Consider the following 19,743-nt stretch of genomic DNA (forward strand, 5'->3'; position numbering starts at 1 on the left):
TCCTCCTTTTAATTTCAAATGCCACAATTATGACTTGTATACATTATCAAAATTTTAGGATACAAAAGTAACGACAAAAATCAAATTAACACCCAAAACGAAGAAACTTCAATAAATTTATTTTTTGTTAATTTGTTATCTCACTTCAGAATAATAAATTAGATTTGATTAATAGTATAAAAAGTACATTTTATGAAAAAAATAATTTTTATCGGATTAGGATTGCTTTGTTCCTTCATTAGCATAGGACAAGTCAAATCGAGAATGGCTTTTCAAGCTGAAATAGCTAATCGAAATACGGATTCTCTAACTATTCGAAACGTACAAAACGGAAATGTTATTAAAAAAATGGGCGTCAATAAAGAAGGGATTTTTAAAGATGTTTTTAGTGTTGATGAAGGGATTTACATGTTGTACGATGGTAAGGAGTATGCTAAAATATTCGTTAAAAACGGATATGATTTGAAACTTAAAATGGACGCTAAGCAATTTGACGAGTCTATGAAATTTTCTGGAAGTGGAGCTGCAGAAAATAATGATTTAGTACAAAACTCACTTTTAGATTCTAAATATGACTATACTGCGCTTTTAGCTTCAGATGAAGAAACTTTTAAAAAATTAGTAGAAGACAAAAAAACTGCTGATTTTATAAGTTTGGATAGTAAAAAGTTGGACGCGAATTATAAAGCGCTTCAAAAAAAGAACATTGAAATGTCTACAGTTGGACTAACACAATATTATAAGCAAGTTTTAGATAATAACAAGTTGAACGGTTCTATTTCTCCAACTTTTGATTTTGAAAATTATAAAGGAGGAAGGACAAAGTTGGAAGACTTTAAGGGAAAATATGTTTATATCGATGTTTGGGCTACTTGGTGTGGACCTTGTATTGCCGAGATTCCTTCACTCAAGAAATTAGAGGAGAAATACCACGATAAAAACATTACTTTCGTGAGCATGTCCATCGATAAAATCAAGGATATTGAGAAATGGAAGAAGATGGTAAAGGATAAAAATCTAGGTGGCGTTCAGGTTTTTGCTGATAATGATTGGAATTCTAAATTCATTCAGGATTTTAAAGTCACTAGTATTCCAAGGTTTATTTTAATTGATCCAAATGGAAAAATCGTTAAAGGTGATGCTGCAAGACCATCAAATGCAGATCTTCAGAATGAATTAGATGTACTTTTAAATTAAGTAATTGCAAGATTGAATAAAGGAAGCTTTCTTTAATCTGCTAGGTATATAAGTGCTTAAAATTAGTTGGATAAAAAAGAGTTCGATATGGTGACGAGATCCTTTTTTAGGTTTTGTTTTTTCAATAGTTGTTTAAGCATAGAATACCTTAGAAAAAGAACTATTTGATAAACGGATTGCATCTCTTTTTAATTCCCAATGTTAAGTTTTTGTCTAATGTTATTAAATTGTTATTAAATTGTGTTTTAAATGTAAATATTATTTTATATTTGTTAGATAAACTATTAAAAACTAACATCATGAAAAAATATATAATTGTAGCGGCAGTGTTAATTTCAGGAATGATTTTCGCGCAAGATGCAAAACCAAAGTTGGAAGCTGTTGGGAATTTAGTTAAAGCAACCTACTTTCACGAGAATGGGAACATTCAACAACAAGGGTTTCTTAAAGACGGGAAGCTACAGGGAGAATGGACTTCTTACGATACTAAAGGGAATAAAACAGGTGTAGCGGTTTATGATAAAGGAGAAAAAACAGGGAAGTGGTTTTTCTGGAATAATGCTGTTTTAAGCGAAGTAGATTATTCAAAGAATCAAATTGCCTCTGTTAAAAATTGGAAACATGATCCTTTGGTTAGTGCTGAATAAGTAAAAAATTCATAAAATTAAAAAAGGCTTTCGTAATTTACGAAAGCCTTTTTTAATTATCGAAAAGCTTGGATATTTTTCTAGTGAAGATGTTATTTTAAAGTAAAAGGCCTATTCAAATTAATGAATAGGCCTTTTAGATTTATTTAAAAGTATACTTAAATTGTATGCTCTGGATTAAAACCATCTTCGCTTAATGCTTTATGGTCATAATCAGCAACCATTTCTGCTTCATAATCTACTTTGTCTCCTTTAGTAAACTTGCTAATTAGTTTTTCCATGATTTCATAAATTACAGGAACAATAACTAAAGTCAAGAACAATGAACTAATTAATCCTCCGATAATTACCCACGCTAAACCATTTTTCCATTCTGCTCCAGCTCCAGAAGCCAATGCAATTGGGAACATCCCAAAAACCATCGCAATAGTAGTCATCAAAATAGGACGTAATCTTGCATGATTGGCTTGGATTAATGCTGTTCTGATACTTTCACCAGCAGCTCTTCTTTGATTTGTATAATCAACAAGCATGATGGCATTCTTACACACCAGACCAATTAACATAATGATACCTAAAATTGTAAATATATTTAAAGTATTGTTTGTTAATGCTAACGCTAATAATGCTCCAATAAATGAAAGTGGAATTGAGAACAGTACTACAAATGGGTGAACAAAACTATCGTAAAGTCCTACCATTACTAAATATACTAAAACAATTGCAGCTAATAAGGCTATTCCTAAAGTACCAAAACCTTCACTTTGGTTTTCTTGATCTCCACCCCAAATGTAGTTTACACCTACAGGTTTTTCAAGTTTGTCCAGTTTCTCTTGCCATTGTGTTACAATCGTTCCAGAAGCAACCCCTACATTTTGTCCTTGTACGGTTACCGATGCTGTTTTATCTCTACGCTCTAATTGGCTAGGTCCTGAACCTTCAGTGATAGCAGCAAATTGAGTTAGCTTAATTTGTTGACCTAAGTTATTTATGAAAATTAAATTACCTACATCAGTGATGCTTTTTCTGTCAAAAGCATTGTATTTAATGTTGATGTCATATTCATATTCACCGGCTCTAAATTTTCCGTCAGTGTTACCGCTATAAGCTGTTTGCATAGTCATACCTACTGTTTGGAGTGTTAAACCTAATGCGGCCATTTTATCACGGTCTACTTGAACATTGATTTCTGGATTTCCATCTTCAACGGTCAATTTAATTTCAGTAGTTCCGGGAATAGTTCGTAATTCGGCTTCTGCTAGTTTAGCAAATTTCATCGCACTTTCTACAGAAGGTCCTGTTACGATTAATCCCAATGTTGCATTTTCGGCAGTTCCTAAAATACCTACGGGAACTGTTTTTACTTTGGCACCTACTAAAACTTTTTCTAGTTTACGTTTGATTTTTGCAGCATATACTGATGCACCGTCGCTACGTTCACTTTGTTCAATCATTTTTACATCAATCTCTGCTTTGTAAGCAGTTGCTTGAGAAGCACCAAAACCTTCACTGGTTTGTCCTACAGTTGTTATCTGACTGTGAACGTATTCTTCGGTTTGTAAGAAAGCTTCTGCTTTTTGAGTCATGAAATTCGTTTGCTCTAAAGAGGCGTCTTTTGGCATTTCAATTTGAACTAAAAATTCACCACTATCAGAAGCAGCAAAGAATTCTCCACCGATGAAACCTCCTCCAAGTAATCCTATTGTAGATCCGAAGAATAAAACCAATACCACAGCAATAGTCTTGAAGTAATGGTTTAAACACCATACTAACAGTTCTGAAACCCAGTTTGTAAAACGTGTTAAGTAACTTTCGAATCCTAAAATAATTCTTCCAAATGCATTTTTACCTTCAATATGTTCTAGTTTTCCATAACGTGAAGACAACCATGGTATAATTGTAAAGGACGCTAAAAGGGAAAATAATGTCGAAATAATAACGGTAACACAAAACTGTGTGATGATATTAGAAACTAATCCTGAACTCATTGCAATGGGTAAAAAGACTACCACAATTACTAAGGTAATCGAAGTTACTGTTCCGCCAATTTCGGCAGTTCCTTCATAGGCAGCACGTACACGGTTTTTACCCATTTCCATATGCCTGTAAATATTTTCCAGTACCACAATGGCATCATCGACCAGAATACCCACCACGAGTGATAGTCCTAATAAACTCATTAAGTTCAAAGTGTATCCTAAAAGATAAATTCCGATGAATGTAGAAATCAAGGATGCAGGAATCGAAACCATTACAATTAAGGAGTTACGAATACTGTGTAAGAAAAACAACATTACAAGTGCTACTAATATTACTGCAATTAATAAATCGTGTAATACTGAGTCCGCAGCTTCTAAGGTATAAACGGTGCTGTCTTTTGCTATTTGTAATTTTAAATCACTGCTTTTGTAATCAGTTTCTAATGCTTTAATACTTTTTACTAGCTCCTCACTTACCGCAACAGCATTTGCATCAGATTGTTTGATTATTTGCAAAATGATGGCGCTTTTTTGATCTACACGGGAGATTTTTTCGGCTATTTTTTGAGTATCTTGTACGTCAGCAATATCTTTTAAACGGATTTCGATTCCATCTTTTGAAGAAACAACTAAGTTTCTTAATTCGTCAATACTTTTATACTTACCGGCTAAACGAATTAATATTTTTTGATCACGAGTTTGAATGTTTCCTGTAGGGAAATCCAAGTTTGATGTTAAAATAACTTGCTGTACAGCAGGAATAGAAAGGTTGTAGCCTTGCATTTTATCGGCGTCCAGGTTTACCTGAATTTCACGTTCTTGCCCTCCAATTATATTTACTTGAGCAACCCCTTCAACACGAGATAATACAGGAGTGATTTTTTTATCAATTAAATCAAAAAATTCTGCTTCATCCATTTTTCCGTTTGCACCAATGGTCATAATTGGTAAATCACTTAAGGAGAATTTAGTAAGTGATGGCGTTTCGGCATCATCAGGTAAATCACTAATTAGTTGATTGATTTTTCGTTGTGCATCATTCATCGAAACATCAATTTTTGCATTTGATGTCAATGTAATCGATACAACAGATAGACTTTCGTAAGACTTAGAATCGATTTTTTTGATATTTTCTAAGGATGCAATTCCGTCTTCAATCTTTTTTGTAACAGTATTTTCTATTTCACTAGGAGACGCTCCTGGATAAACAGTTGATATCGTAATTACATTCTGCTCGAATTTAGGAATCAATTCGTAGCCCAGCTGGCTATAACTGAATAGTCCACCAAGTATTAGAATTGTAAACAATACAATTACTAACGACGGACGCTTTATGGATATTTCTGCTAATTTCATATGTTTTTATTTAGTTTAACCCCAGAGGTTATAAAGAATTAGGATAGTTTTTTTTATAACTAAAAACTATTTGATAATTTCTACTAAGCTACCGTCTTGAAGGTTTATTTGTCCTGTAGTAATTACAGCTTCTCCATCAGATAATCCGTCAACTATTTCTACTTGTTCCCCTAATATTCTACCTGCAACTACTTTTTTTAGTTTAGCTTTTCCATTTTCTACAACAAATACTTGATTGCCGTTCACACTTCCTATAAAAGCATTTCTAGGTACTACTTTTAACTCTTGTTTTTGTTTAGCGGCAAAATTAGCGGTACCGTACATTCCTGCTTTTAGGTTGTTATCTGAATTGTTTGCGATTTCAATTTCAATAGCAAAATTTAAGCTTTCGTCTGCTTTTGCAGCGATAAAAGTTATTTTACCAGTAAACACTTTGTCTGGGAAAACGCTTGCAGTTACATTAACAGGAGTTCCTTTTTTTAAACTTGCTACTTGGCTTTCATTAACAGTAACTTTTAATTTAAGTTTAGAAACATTCACGATGTCAAACATTGCGCTGGCTGGCATTCCAGTCAATATAGAACCTGGCTCGATGTATTTTTTATTAATAAATCCTTTAATAGGTGCTTTTACTCTAGTGTCGCCTACATTAATGTTAGCTTGTTTTAGATTAGCTCCTGCATTAGTCAACGCTAATTTTGCTTGGTCTAATTGTTGTTTAGTAACACCACCCGTTTTAAAAGCATTTTCGTATCTAGCGTAATCCGCTTTTGCATTGTCATAAGATGCTTTTGCCGTTTGTGCATTCACATTTATAATATCACTTCTTACGATTACTAATGTTTGTCCTACGTTTACATAATCACCTTCTTTTACTAAAACACTGATTACTTTTCCAGATTTCTCTGCAGAAAAAGTCAATTCTTGTATTGGTTCAAAGTTACCATTAGCTAAAAAGTCTAAATAAATTTCTTCAGTTTTTACTTGTGTCGTTTTAACGGATACAGCAGCATTTTTTGTGGCAACAATATCTGTTTTAGCTTTGTTTTCTTCTTTGTTTTTTGTTAAAACATAACCGATTACTGCTAAGACAGCAACAATTACCAGTACTATTGTAATATTCTTTTTCATATTAGTTATTTATAAGTGTTTTTAGTTCTCCTTTAGATTTGATTAATTGAATTTCTGCTAATTTATAGTCTAATACTGCAGCAGTATAATTGTTTTGCGCTTCTGTAAATGCATTTTCAGCATCTAGTAAGTCAGTTAAAGAAGTTAATCCTTGTATGTAATTGTTTTTAGTATTGTCTAGTACTTCTTGAGCAAGTTGGACGTTGCTTTTTTGATTTTTGATAGTAATAACGCTGTTGTCAATTTGTGTTTTAGCATTGGCGAAAGCCAAATCAAGAGAAAGCTTAGTATCAACCAAATCTTCCTTGATAGAACGCAAGTCAACATCTGCTTGTCTAATTTTTGAACGAGTAGAAAATCCTGAGAAGATAGGTACGCTTAGGTTTAATCCTATGGCAGAGTAATCAGACCAGTATACACCATCAGACGGTTTTGCTCCCCAAGGCATTTTAGGACCTTGCCCAATATAATTGTATCCAGCAGACAATGATAGGGTAGGGTAGTATGCTGCCATTATTGATTGTTTTTGAAATTCTAATAATTGTTCTTGTTTTTTCATTAACAAATATTCCGTTCTTATCTCCGTATTTGGAGCTTCGGCAAATGCTTGAGGAGTTACTTCAAACTCAGCTTGCGGAATCTCAATTACTGTTGCAATAGGCATTCCCATATAAAATTTTAAAGCATTCTCTTGCAGTTGCACCGCATTTAAAACTTGCTGACGTTGTGTGTCGATATTTGATATTTTTACTAAAATTCGATCTAAATCTATCTTTTTAGCTAATCCATTGTCATATTGTCCTTTGATAATGTTTTTAACTTTTGTAGTATTGTTGAAAGTACTATCTAAAACGGTTAAATTTTGTCTTTGAACATACACGGCATAATAGTTATTCGCTACTCTTTCTATTACTTGCTCTTCAGTAAGTTGTTCGTTTATTAAATAAAACTCTCGGGTTGTTTTTGCGGCTTTTAAACCTGTAAAAACGGACTGGTCAAATAAATTTTGTGTGAGCGAAATTCCTGCTGTGGAACCCCATTTTTGACCAAAAACAGCTTGGATACTTGTTCCTGGTGAACCAAAACTGGCCCCGTCTATAACTGTAGTTTGAAGTATTGGGTTGTATGTTAAGCTACCATTTGCTGAAATTTGTGGTAGAGCTCTAGAGCGAACTTCCTGAATTTGGTATTCACTATTTTCTACCTTAAGCTTTGCTTTTTTTGCATCGGCTTTATTTTCTAGCGCGTAATTTATAGCTTCTTTTAATGTTAACGATTTTACCTCTTGTGATTGGGCTGTAACCGCCAATGTTAAGAACGTTAATAAAATTAGTTTTTTCATTAGATGTCTGGGTTTAGTAAGTTTTTTTCTAGTTCTTCAATTCCTTTAGGAGTTGCCATTGCTCTGGTGTGATATTCTAATGCTTCCAGTTCTAATATTCGGGCTTCTTTTTCGGATTTTGTATTTTCATTTATGTTAAATATCAACGTGTAGTAAAATTTAACATAGGTGTTAATACTTAGGTCTGCTCTATATAATTCATTTTGAATTCCTTTTTGTATGTTTTGCTGAAACCACATGGAGCACTCATTAATTTCTTTAAGCATTACTTTCTCGTATATTTCGGGATAATGCTTTTTTAATTGAAATATGGGTGAAGTGTCAGCTGATGACTGAAACATTTCGCTAAACATTTTTCTTATCTTGAAATTCTCTTCAATGGCATTATAATTCATCTGAATAATAGAGTCAATCGTTTCGTGTATTTCTTTGTGTAATAACGCTGTGCTCTCTTCAACCAGTAATTCCTTATTGCAGAAATATTTATAAATTGTTTTTTTTGAAATACACATTTCTCCTGCAATGTCGTCCATCGTAATGCTTTTAAAGCCCAGCTTTATGAACATCTCGCTTGCTTTGCTAATTATTTTCTCTTTCATTATTTATTTTGAAATTGATTTTGTTCTATTGATTTATTTCCAATCCAATAAGCGATTGGTAATGTAATTTGAATGCAAAAGTAATACGGAACTTTGAGGGTTAAAATAGTTTCCTTAAAGGTTACGTAAACTTAAAATTGTAAGATTTAAATTGTGAATTCTAAGTTGGCAATTAGTTCAATCTCTTGACCTAGAGCAATTCCAGCAGTATGATTATAAGAATTTGTTGTCAAACCAAAATCTTTACGATTTATTTGCCCCGTAATTTCAAACAATGCTTTTCTTCTTCCTTCATAAGTGGTTATGCCTATTAATGCAGCATCAAGTTCAACTACTTTTGTAATGTTTTTGACAGTTAGGTTTCCTTTTAAGAAATTAATGTTCTTACTTATTTTTTGAAAAGATGTTGATTTGAAATTGATAAAAGGAAACGAATCAATGTCTAAATAATCGTTTAACATTAAATGAGTGTCAACATGATCTATGTTAGTGTCTTTACTTTTAACGTCTAGTTGAAATTCAACTGATGCATCTTCGATCTCGTCGTCATGAATGTCTAAATGACCTTTGAATTTATTAAGAGATCCAGCTATGTAGGCAATGATAGAGTGTCTTGCTTTAATTTGAACATCTGATTGGTTTGGGTCAATAGCCCATTTTGTAGCTGTAAGAGGCAAAGTTGCATTCATGATTTATAAATTACAATAAGTTAAATTTTGAGTGCAAATGTAATACGGAAACTTTGGATACCAAAATAGTTTCCGATGTATTTTTGTTTATTTTTCATTTCATTTAAAAACGGAGTTTGTAATCAAGAATGAATGCAGTAAATTAGCCCCAAAAATTAGTTTTATGCACGCCATTGACCAGTTCCAGGATTTTTTCATTACTTATTTAGAAAAGCAGACTATCACTAAAGAACCTGAAAATCTTTATGACCCCATTGCTTATATATTAGGTTTAGGGGGAAAGCGAATTCGACCAGTCCTAACATTGATGACTACAGAGGTTTTTAACGGAGATTATAAGAAAGCACTTCCGGCTGCGATGGCGGTTGAGGTTTTTCATAATTTTTCTTTAGTCCATGATGATATTATGGATGATGCTCCTTTGCGTCGTGGAAACACAACAGTTCATGAAAAATGGGATATTAACACCGGAATTTTATCAGGTGATGCTATGCTTATTTTGGCCTATCAATATTTTGAAAAATATGACCCCGTTATTTTTATGCGATTGGCAAAATTATTTAGCAAAACGGCACTTGAAGTTTGCGAAGGACAACAATGGGATGTTGATTTTGAAACTCGCGACGACGTTACCATTCCAGAATACCTTAAAATGATCGAATATAAAACAGCGGTTCTTGTTGCTGCTGCCATGAAAATGGGTGCGATAGTTGCTGAAACTTCTGAGGAAAATGCTGATTTGATTTATGAGTTCGGGTTAAACTTAGGTTTGGCTTTTCAATTGCAGGATGATTATCTTGATGCTTTTGGCAATCCAAAAACTTTTGGAAAGCAAGTAGGTGGAGATATTATTGTAAATAAAAAAACCTATTTATATTTAAAAGCAATGGCTTTTTCTGCCAAAGAAGAAGCGTCGCAATTGTTGCAATTGTTCTCGATGCAGCTCGACGATAATGCAGCTAAAATTGAAGCTGTAAAAGAAATTTTCAATAAATCAGGCGCGTCAAAAGTGACTCAAGAAGCAATACACGATTATACTTTCAAGGCTTTTGAAACTTTGGACAAAATGAATATTGAGGACGATAAAAAAGAGGTTTTAAGAGCTTTCGGTGAAAGTTTAATGGGACGAAAAGTGTAATTTTGCAGTTTGTATAGCAAAATGTATATTCTACAAATCAATAGCACACAATCATAATGGCCATGTTTATAGCTCCAAAAAATTCTGACTTATTACTTGCTGAAGCAGAGAATGAAACCTTATATCTTAAGTTAATTGAACAAATTAATAAGGACTTTAATCTTGCAAATGAAGGAATCGATTTTCCTATGAGTGTTTCTCCTCATGAATTGAAAATTCAATTGTATGAAAAAATTTATAGGTTGATTCAATACAAATTTGCCGAGTATCTTAATCTGCTTTACATCGTCGACGTCTCTGAAGATGAAGTCAAAAAAATGGATGGTTCTGATTTAGTTGTATTAGCGGAGCAAGTCTCTTTTTTAATATTGAAAAGAGAATGGCAAAAAGTTTGGTTTAGGAATAAATATCGTTAGAAGGTACAAGGTTGAGCAAAGACTAACGTCGGTTCTATTTTCTTTCTTTTTAATCTATTTTATATTTATTTCTTAAAAATAAACCCTGACAAACGGCATGAAAGCGCTTCCGTAAATATTGTTGTTGTCGTTGAGCACATTATAGCGAGCTCCCATTGTTACGTTTCCGCTGCGGTATCCTGCTCCTAAAAATAAACCAGTATTCCAGTAATCATGAGAATTGCTATTAGATCCATCTAAATTAACATTTACGCGTAGCTCTTCTAATTCAGCAGAAAGCTGTACTTGTAGTGTGGGATTAAACAATCCTATAATACTACCACCGTATAGATGAGAAGCATAATAATCTTTTTGCTTTGCATAAGTATATTGCGCACCAAGACCCAGAGATACATATTCATTAAAATTATAAATGACGCTCGGTGCTAAAGAGATGTTCGTGTAGCCAGAACTAAAACCTAAGCCGATTCCGCCTCCAAACTGTACGTTTTTCCAAAAATCACTGCTTGAATTTGATGTAATTGTTTGTTGTTGTGCTAACAAGGCATTTGAAATTAATGCGATAATGACAATCAAAATTGACTTCAAATAGGTCTTATAGTTGCTTTTTCTCATAAGTATCTAATATTTTAACATTTTAATATATAAAAGTAAATATAAATTTAGCGGATTATTGTACTTTTGCAGAACTATTTTAACAAAAAGTATATTCACTAATATTATGGATAGGTTTTCATTTCTAAACGCAGCACATACAGAGTTTTTTGCACAATTATACGACCAGTACCTAGAGAATCCAGATAGCGTAGAGCCAAGTTGGAGAAGTTTCTTTCAAGGTTTCGACTTTGGTATGGAATCTTACAATGGGGAAATTCCAACACAGAGCCCAGCTACCACTTCTTCTGGAAATCTGGACTATGAGCAAATTTCGCAAAAACTTCACAAAGAATTTAATGTATTAAAACTGATTGAAGGATACCGTACTCGGGGGCATTTGTTTACAAAAACAAATCCCGTAAGAGACAGAAGGATTTTTGAGCCATCGCTTGACATCACTAATTTCGGACTTTCATCAGCGGATTTAAACATTGTTTTTGATGCAGGTAAAATAGTTGGAAAAGTACCTTCTACACTTACTGAAATTATAAAACATTTGGATACTATATATTGTCAACATATTGGTGTTGAGTATATGTATATCAGAAAGCCAGAGATTGTTGCTTGGATACAAGATAAATTAGGGGTTAATGACAACCAACCTAATTTTTCAATTGATCAAAAGAAATCAATCCTGAATAAATTAAACGAAGCAGTCTCTTTTGAGAATTTCTTACATACTAAGTATGTTGGTCAAAAACGTTTTTCACTAGAAGGTGGAGAATCGATAATTCCAGCTCTTGACACTTTAATTGAAAAAGCTGCCGAAATGGGAGTGGAACAATTTGTGATGGGGATGGCACACCGTGGTCGTTTGAACATATTGGCAAACATATTCGGGAAATCAACTCAAGATATTTTCGGAGAATTTGACGGTAAAGATTATGATAAAGAGTATTTTGACGGAGATGTTAAGTACCACCTTGGTTTAACTGCTGACAAAATAACAAGCACAGGGAAGAAAATCAATATCAATTTAGCTCCAAATCCTTCACACCTTGAGACAGTAGGTGCGGTAATCGAAGGAATTACAAGAGCAAAACAAGATAAGTATTTCCCAGATGATTTTTCAAAAGTATTACCTATCGCCGTTCACGGTGATGCTGCGATTGCAGGACAAGGGATATTGTATGAAATTATCCAAATGGCACAACTTGAAGGATACAAAACAGGCGGAACGATTCATATTGTAATTAATAACCAAGTTGGTTTTACTACTAATTATTTAGACGCACGTTCTTCTACCTATTGTACGGATGTAGCTAAAGTTACATTGTCACCAGTATTACACGTAAATGCAGATGATCCTGAAGCAGTAGTACACGCCATGTCTTTTGCATTGGATTTCAGAATGCAGTTTGGACGCGATGTATTTATTGACTTGCTAGGATATAGAAAATACGGGCACAATGAAGGTGATGAGCCTCGTTTTACACAACCAGTATTATATAAAATTATAGCAAAACATAAAAATCCTAGAGATCTTTATGCTGAAAAATTAATAGCAGAAGGGGTAATTGACGCCACTTATGTAAAAGGACTTGAAAAAGAATACAAATCTGATATGGAAATGAATTTGGAAGCCTCTCGTAAGAAAGCCTTGACAGTCATTACTCCTTTTATGAAAAATGAATGGTTAGGATTTGAGCAGGTTACAGATGTACAAATGCTTAAAAAAGTAGACACTTCTTACCCAAAAGCAGGACTGACTCAGGTTGCGGATGTTGTTTGTAATTTACCAACAGATAAAAAGTTTATCAACAAAATCCAAAAGTTGATCAACGACAGAAAAACAATGTTTTTCGAAACAAACAAGCTTGATTGGGGAATGGCTGAGCATTTAGCTTATGGGTCATTGTTACAAGAAGGTTTTGATGTACGTATTTCTGGGCAAGATGTTGAGCGTGGAACTTTTTCTCACCGTCATGCGGTAGTAAAAGTAGAAGACTCCGAAGAAGAAGTGACATTAATTAATAGACTAGAGGGGAAAAAAGGTAATTTTAATATCTTTAATTCGCTATTGTCTGAATACGGTGTTCTTGGATTTGATTATGGATATGCCTTAGCAAACCCAAATACTTTGACAATATGGGAAGCACAATTTGGAGATTTCAGTAATGGAGCCCAAATCATGATTGACCAATATATTTCATGTGGTGAGGATAAATGGAACAACCAAAACGGAATTGTACTATTGTTACCTCACGGATATGAAGGACAAGGAGCAGAGCATTCATCAGGAAGAATGGAACGTTACTTACAACTTTGTGCAAGACAAAATATGTATGTAGCAGATTGTACAACGCCAGCTAACTTTTTCCACTTGTTGAGAAGACAAATGAAAACAAATTTCCGTAAGCCATTAATTGTGTTTACACCTAAGAGTTTGTTGCGTGATCCAAGATGTGTGTCTACTATCGAAGAATTCGAAAATGGATTTTTCCAAGAAACGATTGATGACGATTCAGTAAACAAAGAAGAAGTGAAATCACTAGTGTTCTGTACAGGTAAATTCTATTACGACATTACAGCCGAAAGAGAGAAAAACGGTCGTAAAGATGTCGCAGTAGTAAGAATAGAACAATTATTCCCATTACCGGTAGAACAATTAAAAGCAATCATAGCAAAATATCCAAATGTAGATGATTACGTTTGGGCACAAGAAGAGCCAAAAAACATGGGGGCATACAGCTTTATGTTGATGAACTTCAATTTAGTTAAATGGAGATTAGCGTCATTAAAAGCCTATTCTGCATCAGCTGCTGGAAGTTCTACAAGAGCAAAACGTCGTCAGGCAGATGCAATAAGAATGGTTTTTGATAAAGATTTATTTAATTCTTAGAAGCTATTTCCTGCTGTTCGCTGTATCTTTCTTGTCCAGAACTTGTTTCTGGATCCTGAACTAAATTCAGGACAAGAAAGGATGCCGCTATCATCAGGGCTAAAAAATACAAACATAAAATAAACAGTAATTGTTGTTATAACAATTCAAACAATAAAATTCATAATTTAAAAATTATACAAGATGATTTTAGAAATGAAAGTCCCATCACCAGGGGAGTCTATAAAAGAAGTTGAAATTGCAACTTGGTTAGTTCAAGACGGAGATTATGTAGAGAAGGACCAAGCGATTGCTGAGGTTGACTCTGATAAAGCAACTCTGGAATTACCAGCAGAAGCTAGTGGGATTATCACATTAAAAGCAGAAGAAGGCGATGCAGTAGCAGTAGGAGCAGTAGTTTGTTTAATTGATACAGCTGCAGCTAAACCAGAAGGTTCAGCTCCTGCACCAGCAGCAGCTCCAGTTGCTGAAGCACCAGCAGCAGCTCCGGCTCCAGTAGCAGCAGCAGCAACGTATGCTTCAGGAACTCCTTCTCCAGCAGCAAGAAAAATATTAGACGAAAAAAATATCGCAGCAGCGTCTGTAACAGGAACTGGTAAAGACGGTAGAGTTACTAAAGATGATGCTGTAAATGCAGTGCCATCAATGGGTACTCCTACTGGTGGAAGCCGTGCATCTGAGCGTACAAAATTGTCAATGTTGCGTCGTAAAGTAGCAGAACGTTTAGTAACTGCCAAAAACGAAACGGCTATGTTAACTACTTTTAACGAAGTAAACATGACGCCTATCAACTTGATTCGTAATCAATATAAAGAAGAGTTCAAGGCAAAACACGCTGGTGTAGGTCTTGGATATATGTCATTCTTCACAAAAGCAGTTACTAGAGCATTAAAAATGTATCCAGATGTTAACTCAATGATGGATGGTGATTATAAAATTGCTTACGATTTCTGTGATATCTCTATCGCAGTGTCTGGACCAAAAGGATTAATGGTCCCTGTTGTTCGTAATGCAGAGAATTTAACTTTCCGTGGTGTAGAAGCTGACATCAAAAGATTAGCGATTAGAGCACGTGATGGTCAAATTACTGTTGATGATATGACGGGTGGTACTTTTACAATCACTAACGGTGGTGTATTTGGTTCTATGTTGTCTACGCCTATTATCAACCCTCCACAATCAGGAATACTTGGAATGCACAACATTATTGAACGTCCAATTGCCGTAAACGGTAAAGTGGAAATTCACCCAATGATGTATGTAGCTTTATCTTATGACCATAGAATTATTGATGGTAAAGAGTCTGTTGGTTTCTTGGTTGCTATTAAAGAAGCATTAGAAAACCCAATGGAGCTATTATTGGATAACAATCCTAAGAGAGCTTTCGAATTGTAAGAACTCTGTTTTAAAATAAATAAAAGATCCCGTTTGAGTAATCAAACGGGATTTTTTTATTTACTACTATATTTGACAAAATCAAAAATAGCACTGTTCTGATTTTTAGGAATATGGTCTCCCATGAAAGTTAAATTTTCTAAACTGCAAAAGATTTTAAACTTGTTTCTGTTTCCGTAATTAAGCTCTGTTGTTGCTGCTTTTGCACCATTGATGATCCAGCTCAGGTTGTAATTACGCTTTGAATTTAATGTCAGTTCCATTGAAAAAGTGTGCCATTGCCCCCTTTTGATTTTTGTTTTATGAGATTGGAATGGATTTCCCTGTGAAGTCATGTACACAATTAAATCGTCAGGTTCTGCTTTTAATAGATTTCGGGTAATTTGTTTTCCGTAGCCCACTTCGAAATCAAGTTCTTGAGTATCATTAATATATAAAAATGCACCTATACTCGCCATGTCTCCAGCTCCCATTTCGGGAATGAACACTCTCCAGGTATAAGTGCCGGTGGTAAAAGTTGAAAGAGTTTTAATTTTGGTTCTTTCCCAAGTGTTTGGATTAGTGAAAATAGTAAGTTTGCCGTCTTTTACCCAATAGTTTGGAAGTCCAATCTGTGTTGCGTCTTCCCATCCCGTTAAATCATTAAAATTCCAAACTACGGAAGTGTCGATTTTGTTACTGGACAAGGAATCTTCCGAAACCCTTTTTGCGTTAACGCCCTCGTCAGTAGTGTCGGGGGAACAAGAAAATAAAAACAGTCCCATAAACAGGGTTGTAATTTTAGTACTAGGTTTCATCTTTTTGACTGTTTTTTACATTTTCTTCTATAGTAAATATACGAAACAATTAAAGTAATCCACAATTGCTTTCCCTTTCATCAGTACATCGGCACCAATTATGCCATGCACCGGTTTTGATTTGTGTTGAATTAAAGCTTCGTTAACATGAGATAAATCGAATATTACCAAATTGAACTCGATATCTTTCCATAAACCTAGTTGAAGAGTGTTATTGGAGGCCGTTTGCGTCTGCATTCCTGTGGCTCCTGCTCCGGACGCTTTAGTTTTCGAGTCTTCGGCTTCAAGTTGGAATAAGTCCACGCTTTCAAAACCGACACAGCTATTTGATGCTCCTGTGTCTAGGATAAAGTTACCAACTACGCCATTGATTTTTGCTTTTATCAAAAGATGCTGTGTCTTAGTTATTTTAAATTTGATTTTTTTGTATTTTTCCTTTTTCAGGATATCGTGGAGGTTTTTCATAGTTCAAAGCTAATAGCCAAAAGTAATCTAAATTACTAAGAATCTAAAAAACAACAATTCAAAATGCTAACTTTGCTACTTTAAATGAAAACAATGATAATTACAGATACTCACACCCATTTATATTCAGAGGAATTCGATCAGGATCGCGGTGAAATGATTCAAAGAGCAATTGATGCTGGTGTTTCCCGTTTTTTTATTCCGGCAATAGACTCCTCTTGTACACAGTCCATGTATGATTTAGAAAAGAACTATCCAGACAATGTCTTTCTGATGATGGGATTGCATCCTACCTATGTAAAGGAAAATTATCTGGAGGAATTGCAACATGTAGAGGAGGAGCTGGCCAAAAGAAAATTCTATGCCATTGGGGAGATTGGTGTCGATTTATATTGGGATAGAACCTATTTAAAGGAGCAGCAAATTGCATTTAGAAAACAGATTCAATTAGCCAAAAAATATAAATTACCCATAGTGATTCACTGTCGTGATGCATTTGATGAAGTTTTTGAAGTTTTAGAACAAGAAAAGTCCGATGATTTATTTGGGATTTTTCATTGTTTCACCGGAAATTATGAACAGGCATTACAGGCAATCGTTTATAATATGAAATTGGGAATTGGTGGAGTGGTGACTTTTAAAAACGGAAAAATCGATCAGTTTTTAAATCAAATAGAGTTGAAGCACATCGTTTTGGAAACCGATTCGCCCTATCTCGCTCCTATTCCTTATCGAGGAAAACGAAATGAAAGTAGTTATCTTGTTAAGGTAGCTGAAAAATTATCACAGATTTATGAATGCTCTATAGAAGATATTGCCACTATGACAACCGAGAATTCTAAATCGATTTTCGGTATTTAAACAAAACCCACTGTAAATTAATTTTTTTTTTGTTCATTTGCCCACTTAAAATTACCAAAATGCAAAAATTTGACGCTATTCGGCCATTTTATGATTCCGAAATTAACGAGGCTATACTAAATGTGGTTCATCACCCGATGATGAAAGCACTGATGAATTTCTCTTTCCCTGAGACGCCTGATGAAGAATGGAAGGAACAACTAAAAAAAACACATTCCATACGTGATTTTCAATGTAATTTTATCTACCACACACTTTTAAAAGTACTTGAAAAAAGTTCTGATGGTTTGACCACCTCAGGTTTTGAAAAGTTAGAAAAAGGAGAATCGTATTTATTTATATCAAACCATAGAGATATTTTATTGGACACTACATTGCTTAATGTAGCTTTGTTCGAACATGGTTTAGTAATGACTGCCTCAGCGATTGGCGATAACTTAGTAAAAAAGGACTTTCTTAACATCTTGGCGAAGTTGAACCGTAATTTTTTGGTTCAAAGAGGCTTGACGCCGCGTGAGATGTTACAAAGCTCAAAAACATTGTCAGAATACATTAGTCATTTATTGCAACATGAAAGTCGATCTGTATGGATTGCGCAACGTGAGGGTAGGACTAAAGACGGTAATGACGAGACTAATCCTGGTGTGTTAAAAATGGTTGGGATGGGATCTGATGAGGATAACCTGATGGACTATTTCAAAAAAATAAGAGTCGTTCCGGTGTCAATTTCTTATGAGTATGACCCAACAGATGTTTTGAAAATTCCGCAGTTATTGGCTGAGGCCAATAATGAAGTATATATCAAGGAAAAGAATGAAGATTTCATGACGCTTTTGAGTGGTGTAATGGGGCAAAAGAAGCGTATTCACATTCATATTGGTGATGTTATTGATACTGAAGTTGATGTAATTAAGGAAGAATTTAATAATTCAAACAAGCAAATTCAAGCGCTTGCTCAGGTAATTGATGATTCTATAATACAGAATTATAAATTATGGCCTACTAATTATATAGCTTATGATATTTTAAATAAAACCAGTACTTATTCTAGTATGTATACAGCCGATGAAAAATCCCTGTTTGAACGTAGATTGGAGATGCGGATAGATGCTGAAAACCCGGTTGCATTGCAAGGATTGTTAGATATGTATGCTAACCCGGTTGTTAATAAATTAAAGTACACGGATGAACTTAAAGGCTAAAATTCTTTTAATATATACTGGAGGAACAATAGGGATGCGCAAGGATTTTAATACTGGCGCCCTGAAAGCATTCAATTTTAGTAAATTATTGCATAGAATTCCTGAGTTGAAGCAATTAGATTGTGAGATTGAAACGCTTTCATTTGAAGAGCCAATTGATTCCTCAAACATGAATCCGCAAGAATGGGTAAGAATTGCAACCATAATAGAGTCAAATTATTTAAAATTTGATGGTTTCGTTGTTCTTCACGGATCCGATACTATGTCTTATTCTGCGTCAGCATTAAGTTTTATGCTTGAAAATCTGGCGAAACCTGTCATTTTTACGGGTTCTCAATTACCGATTGGGGATTTACGTACCGATGCTAAAGAGAATTTGATTACCGCTATCCAAATTGCGTCATTGCAAGAAAACGGTATGCCTGTTATTACTGAGGTCTGTCTTTATTTTGAATACAAATTATACAGAGGAAATAGAACGACGAAGATAAGTGCCGAGCATTTCAACGCATTTACATCACCCAATTATCCCGCACTAGTTGAATCTGGGGTGCATTTAAATATGCGGCCAGAGTTGTTTTTAGCTAAAAATATTGGGGAGAAATTGTTAGTGCATAAGAACTTGGACGCTAATGTAGTGATAGTTAAAATGTTTCCGGGAATGAGTGAAACTGTTTTGTCTGCGATTTTTGGCATACCCGGTTTAAAAGGAATTGTACTTGAAACCTATGGTTCAGGAAATGCGCCTACTGAAGATTGGTTTATTGCTTTATTAGCTAAAGCAATAAACAATGGTCTGCATATTATTAATGTGACCCAATGTTCTGGCGGAAGTGTTAATATGGGAAAATACGAAACGGGTACTGGTATGAAAGCAATAGGGGTAATTTCTGGAAAAGACATCACAACAGAGGCTGCCATTACAAAATTGATGTATTTATTGAGTCGAAATGGTGCGCGAGATGACTTTAAAACTATTTTTGAAACTTCTTTGCGAGGTGAGGTACTATAATATTGTGATTTTACTTTT

At 34.4% G+C, this 19,743-nt stretch carries 17 protein-coding genes; 9 read left to right on the forward strand and 8 right to left on the reverse strand.

Features of this window, described 5'->3' with window-relative positions:
- The first annotated feature begins 192 nt into the window (after window positions 1–192).
- Both QO200_RS12965 and QO200_RS12970 read left to right on the forward strand, forming a co-directional pair.
- A complete protein-coding gene (locus tag QO200_RS12965) occupies window positions 193–1,197 on the forward strand; it encodes a TlpA family protein disulfide reductase (protein WP_371540873.1) in 1,005 nt (334 codons plus the stop codon).
- A 299-nt stretch (window positions 1,198–1,496) separates the two neighbouring features.
- Window positions 1,497–1,844: a toxin-antitoxin system YwqK family antitoxin gene (locus QO200_RS12970; RefSeq protein WP_371540874.1), complete on the forward strand. Its 348-nt coding sequence runs from the start codon at window positions 1,497–1,499 to the stop codon at window positions 1,842–1,844.
- A 158-nt stretch (window positions 1,845–2,002) separates the two neighbouring features.
- On the opposite strand, the gene QO200_RS12975 is transcribed toward QO200_RS12970, so the two are convergent.
- The 5 genes from QO200_RS12975 to QO200_RS12995 form a co-directional block, all read right to left on the reverse strand.
- Window positions 2,003–5,179, reverse strand: coding sequence for an efflux RND transporter permease subunit (locus tag QO200_RS12975; RefSeq protein WP_371540875.1), 3,177 nt, complete (start codon window positions 5,177–5,179; stop codon window positions 2,003–2,005).
- Window positions 5,180–5,245: 66 nt separating this feature from the next.
- Entirely contained in the window at window positions 5,246–6,310 is a 1,065-nt protein-coding gene (locus QO200_RS12980) for an efflux RND transporter periplasmic adaptor subunit (protein WP_371540876.1), read from the reverse strand.
- Between the two features lies 1 nt (window position 6,311).
- The gene (locus QO200_RS12985; RefSeq protein WP_371540877.1) at window positions 6,312–7,652 is read right to left on the reverse strand and encodes a TolC family protein; all 1,341 of its coding nucleotides are present in this window, start codon (window positions 7,650–7,652) and stop codon (window positions 6,312–6,314) included.
- The gene (locus QO200_RS12990) at window positions 7,652–8,251 is read right to left on the reverse strand and encodes a TetR/AcrR family transcriptional regulator (protein WP_371540878.1); all 600 of its coding nucleotides are present in this window, start codon (window positions 8,249–8,251) and stop codon (window positions 7,652–7,654) included. The genes QO200_RS12985 and QO200_RS12990 overlap by 1 nt, the downstream gene beginning before the upstream one ends.
- Before the next feature lie 146 nt (window positions 8,252–8,397).
- Window positions 8,398–8,940: a YceI family protein gene (locus tag QO200_RS12995; RefSeq protein WP_371540879.1), complete on the reverse strand. Its 543-nt coding sequence runs from the start codon at window positions 8,938–8,940 to the stop codon at window positions 8,398–8,400.
- Window positions 8,941–9,103: 163 nt separating this feature from the next.
- Here QO200_RS12995 and QO200_RS13000 point away from each other — a divergent pair, with 163 nt between their 5' ends.
- Both QO200_RS13000 and QO200_RS13005 read left to right on the forward strand, forming a co-directional pair.
- Entirely contained in the window at window positions 9,104–10,078 is a 975-nt protein-coding gene (locus QO200_RS13000) for a polyprenyl synthetase family protein (protein ID WP_371540880.1), read from the forward strand.
- A gap of 62 nt (window positions 10,079–10,140) precedes the next feature.
- Entirely contained in the window at window positions 10,141–10,494 is a 354-nt protein-coding gene (locus QO200_RS13005) for a hypothetical protein (protein WP_371540881.1), read from the forward strand.
- A gap of 72 nt (window positions 10,495–10,566) precedes the next feature.
- On the opposite strand, the gene QO200_RS13010 is transcribed toward QO200_RS13005, so the two are convergent.
- Window positions 10,567–11,109, reverse strand: coding sequence for a hypothetical protein (locus QO200_RS13010; RefSeq protein ID WP_371540882.1), 543 nt, complete (start codon window positions 11,107–11,109; stop codon window positions 10,567–10,569).
- Window positions 11,110–11,215: 106 nt separating this feature from the next.
- Here QO200_RS13010 and QO200_RS13015 point away from each other — a divergent pair, with 106 nt between their 5' ends.
- Window positions 11,216–13,993: a 2-oxoglutarate dehydrogenase E1 component gene (locus tag QO200_RS13015; protein ID WP_371540883.1), complete on the forward strand. Its 2,778-nt coding sequence runs from the start codon at window positions 11,216–11,218 to the stop codon at window positions 13,991–13,993.
- A 183-nt stretch (window positions 13,994–14,176) separates the two neighbouring features.
- Window positions 14,177–15,388 carry a 2-oxoglutarate dehydrogenase complex dihydrolipoyllysine-residue succinyltransferase gene (odhB, locus tag QO200_RS13020; protein ID WP_371540884.1) on the forward strand — a complete coding sequence of 404 codons (1,212 nt, stop codon included), beginning with the start codon at window positions 14,177–14,179 and terminating at the stop codon, window positions 15,386–15,388.
- A 56-nt stretch (window positions 15,389–15,444) separates the two neighbouring features.
- Here the strand turns inward: odhB and QO200_RS13025 are convergent, their stop codons facing one another.
- Window positions 15,445–16,185 (reverse strand): hypothetical protein, encoded by a 741-nt coding sequence (locus tag QO200_RS13025; protein ID WP_371540885.1) that lies wholly within the window; start codon window positions 16,183–16,185, stop codon window positions 15,445–15,447.
- A 27-nt stretch (window positions 16,186–16,212) separates the two neighbouring features.
- On the reverse strand, window positions 16,213–16,650 hold the full coding sequence (locus tag QO200_RS13030) for a retropepsin-like aspartic protease (protein ID WP_371540886.1): 438 nt from the start codon (window positions 16,648–16,650) through the stop codon (window positions 16,213–16,215).
- A 93-nt stretch (window positions 16,651–16,743) separates the two neighbouring features.
- Between QO200_RS13030 and QO200_RS13035 the strand changes: the two genes are divergently transcribed.
- The 3 genes from QO200_RS13035 to QO200_RS13045 are packed head-to-tail and all read left to right on the forward strand — an operon-like array spanning window position 16,744 to window position 19,725.
- On the forward strand, window positions 16,744–17,511 hold the full coding sequence (locus QO200_RS13035) for a TatD family hydrolase (protein WP_371540887.1): 768 nt from the start codon (window positions 16,744–16,746) through the stop codon (window positions 17,509–17,511).
- Window positions 17,512–17,570: 59 nt separating this feature from the next.
- Entirely contained in the window at window positions 17,571–18,713 is a 1,143-nt protein-coding gene (locus QO200_RS13040) for a 1-acyl-sn-glycerol-3-phosphate acyltransferase (RefSeq protein ID WP_371540888.1), read from the forward strand.
- Window positions 18,697–19,725 carry an asparaginase gene (locus QO200_RS13045; RefSeq protein WP_371540889.1) on the forward strand — a complete coding sequence of 343 codons (1,029 nt, stop codon included), beginning with the start codon at window positions 18,697–18,699 and terminating at the stop codon, window positions 19,723–19,725. Before QO200_RS13040 ends, QO200_RS13045 begins: the two co-directional genes overlap by 17 nt.
- The last annotated feature ends 18 nt before the right edge of the window (window positions 19,726–19,743 follow it).

Origin of the sequence: Flavobacterium sp. Arc3 (assembly GCF_041431375.1) — a bacterium.
Classification (GTDB): domain Bacteria; phylum Bacteroidota; class Bacteroidia; order Flavobacteriales; family Flavobacteriaceae; genus Flavobacterium.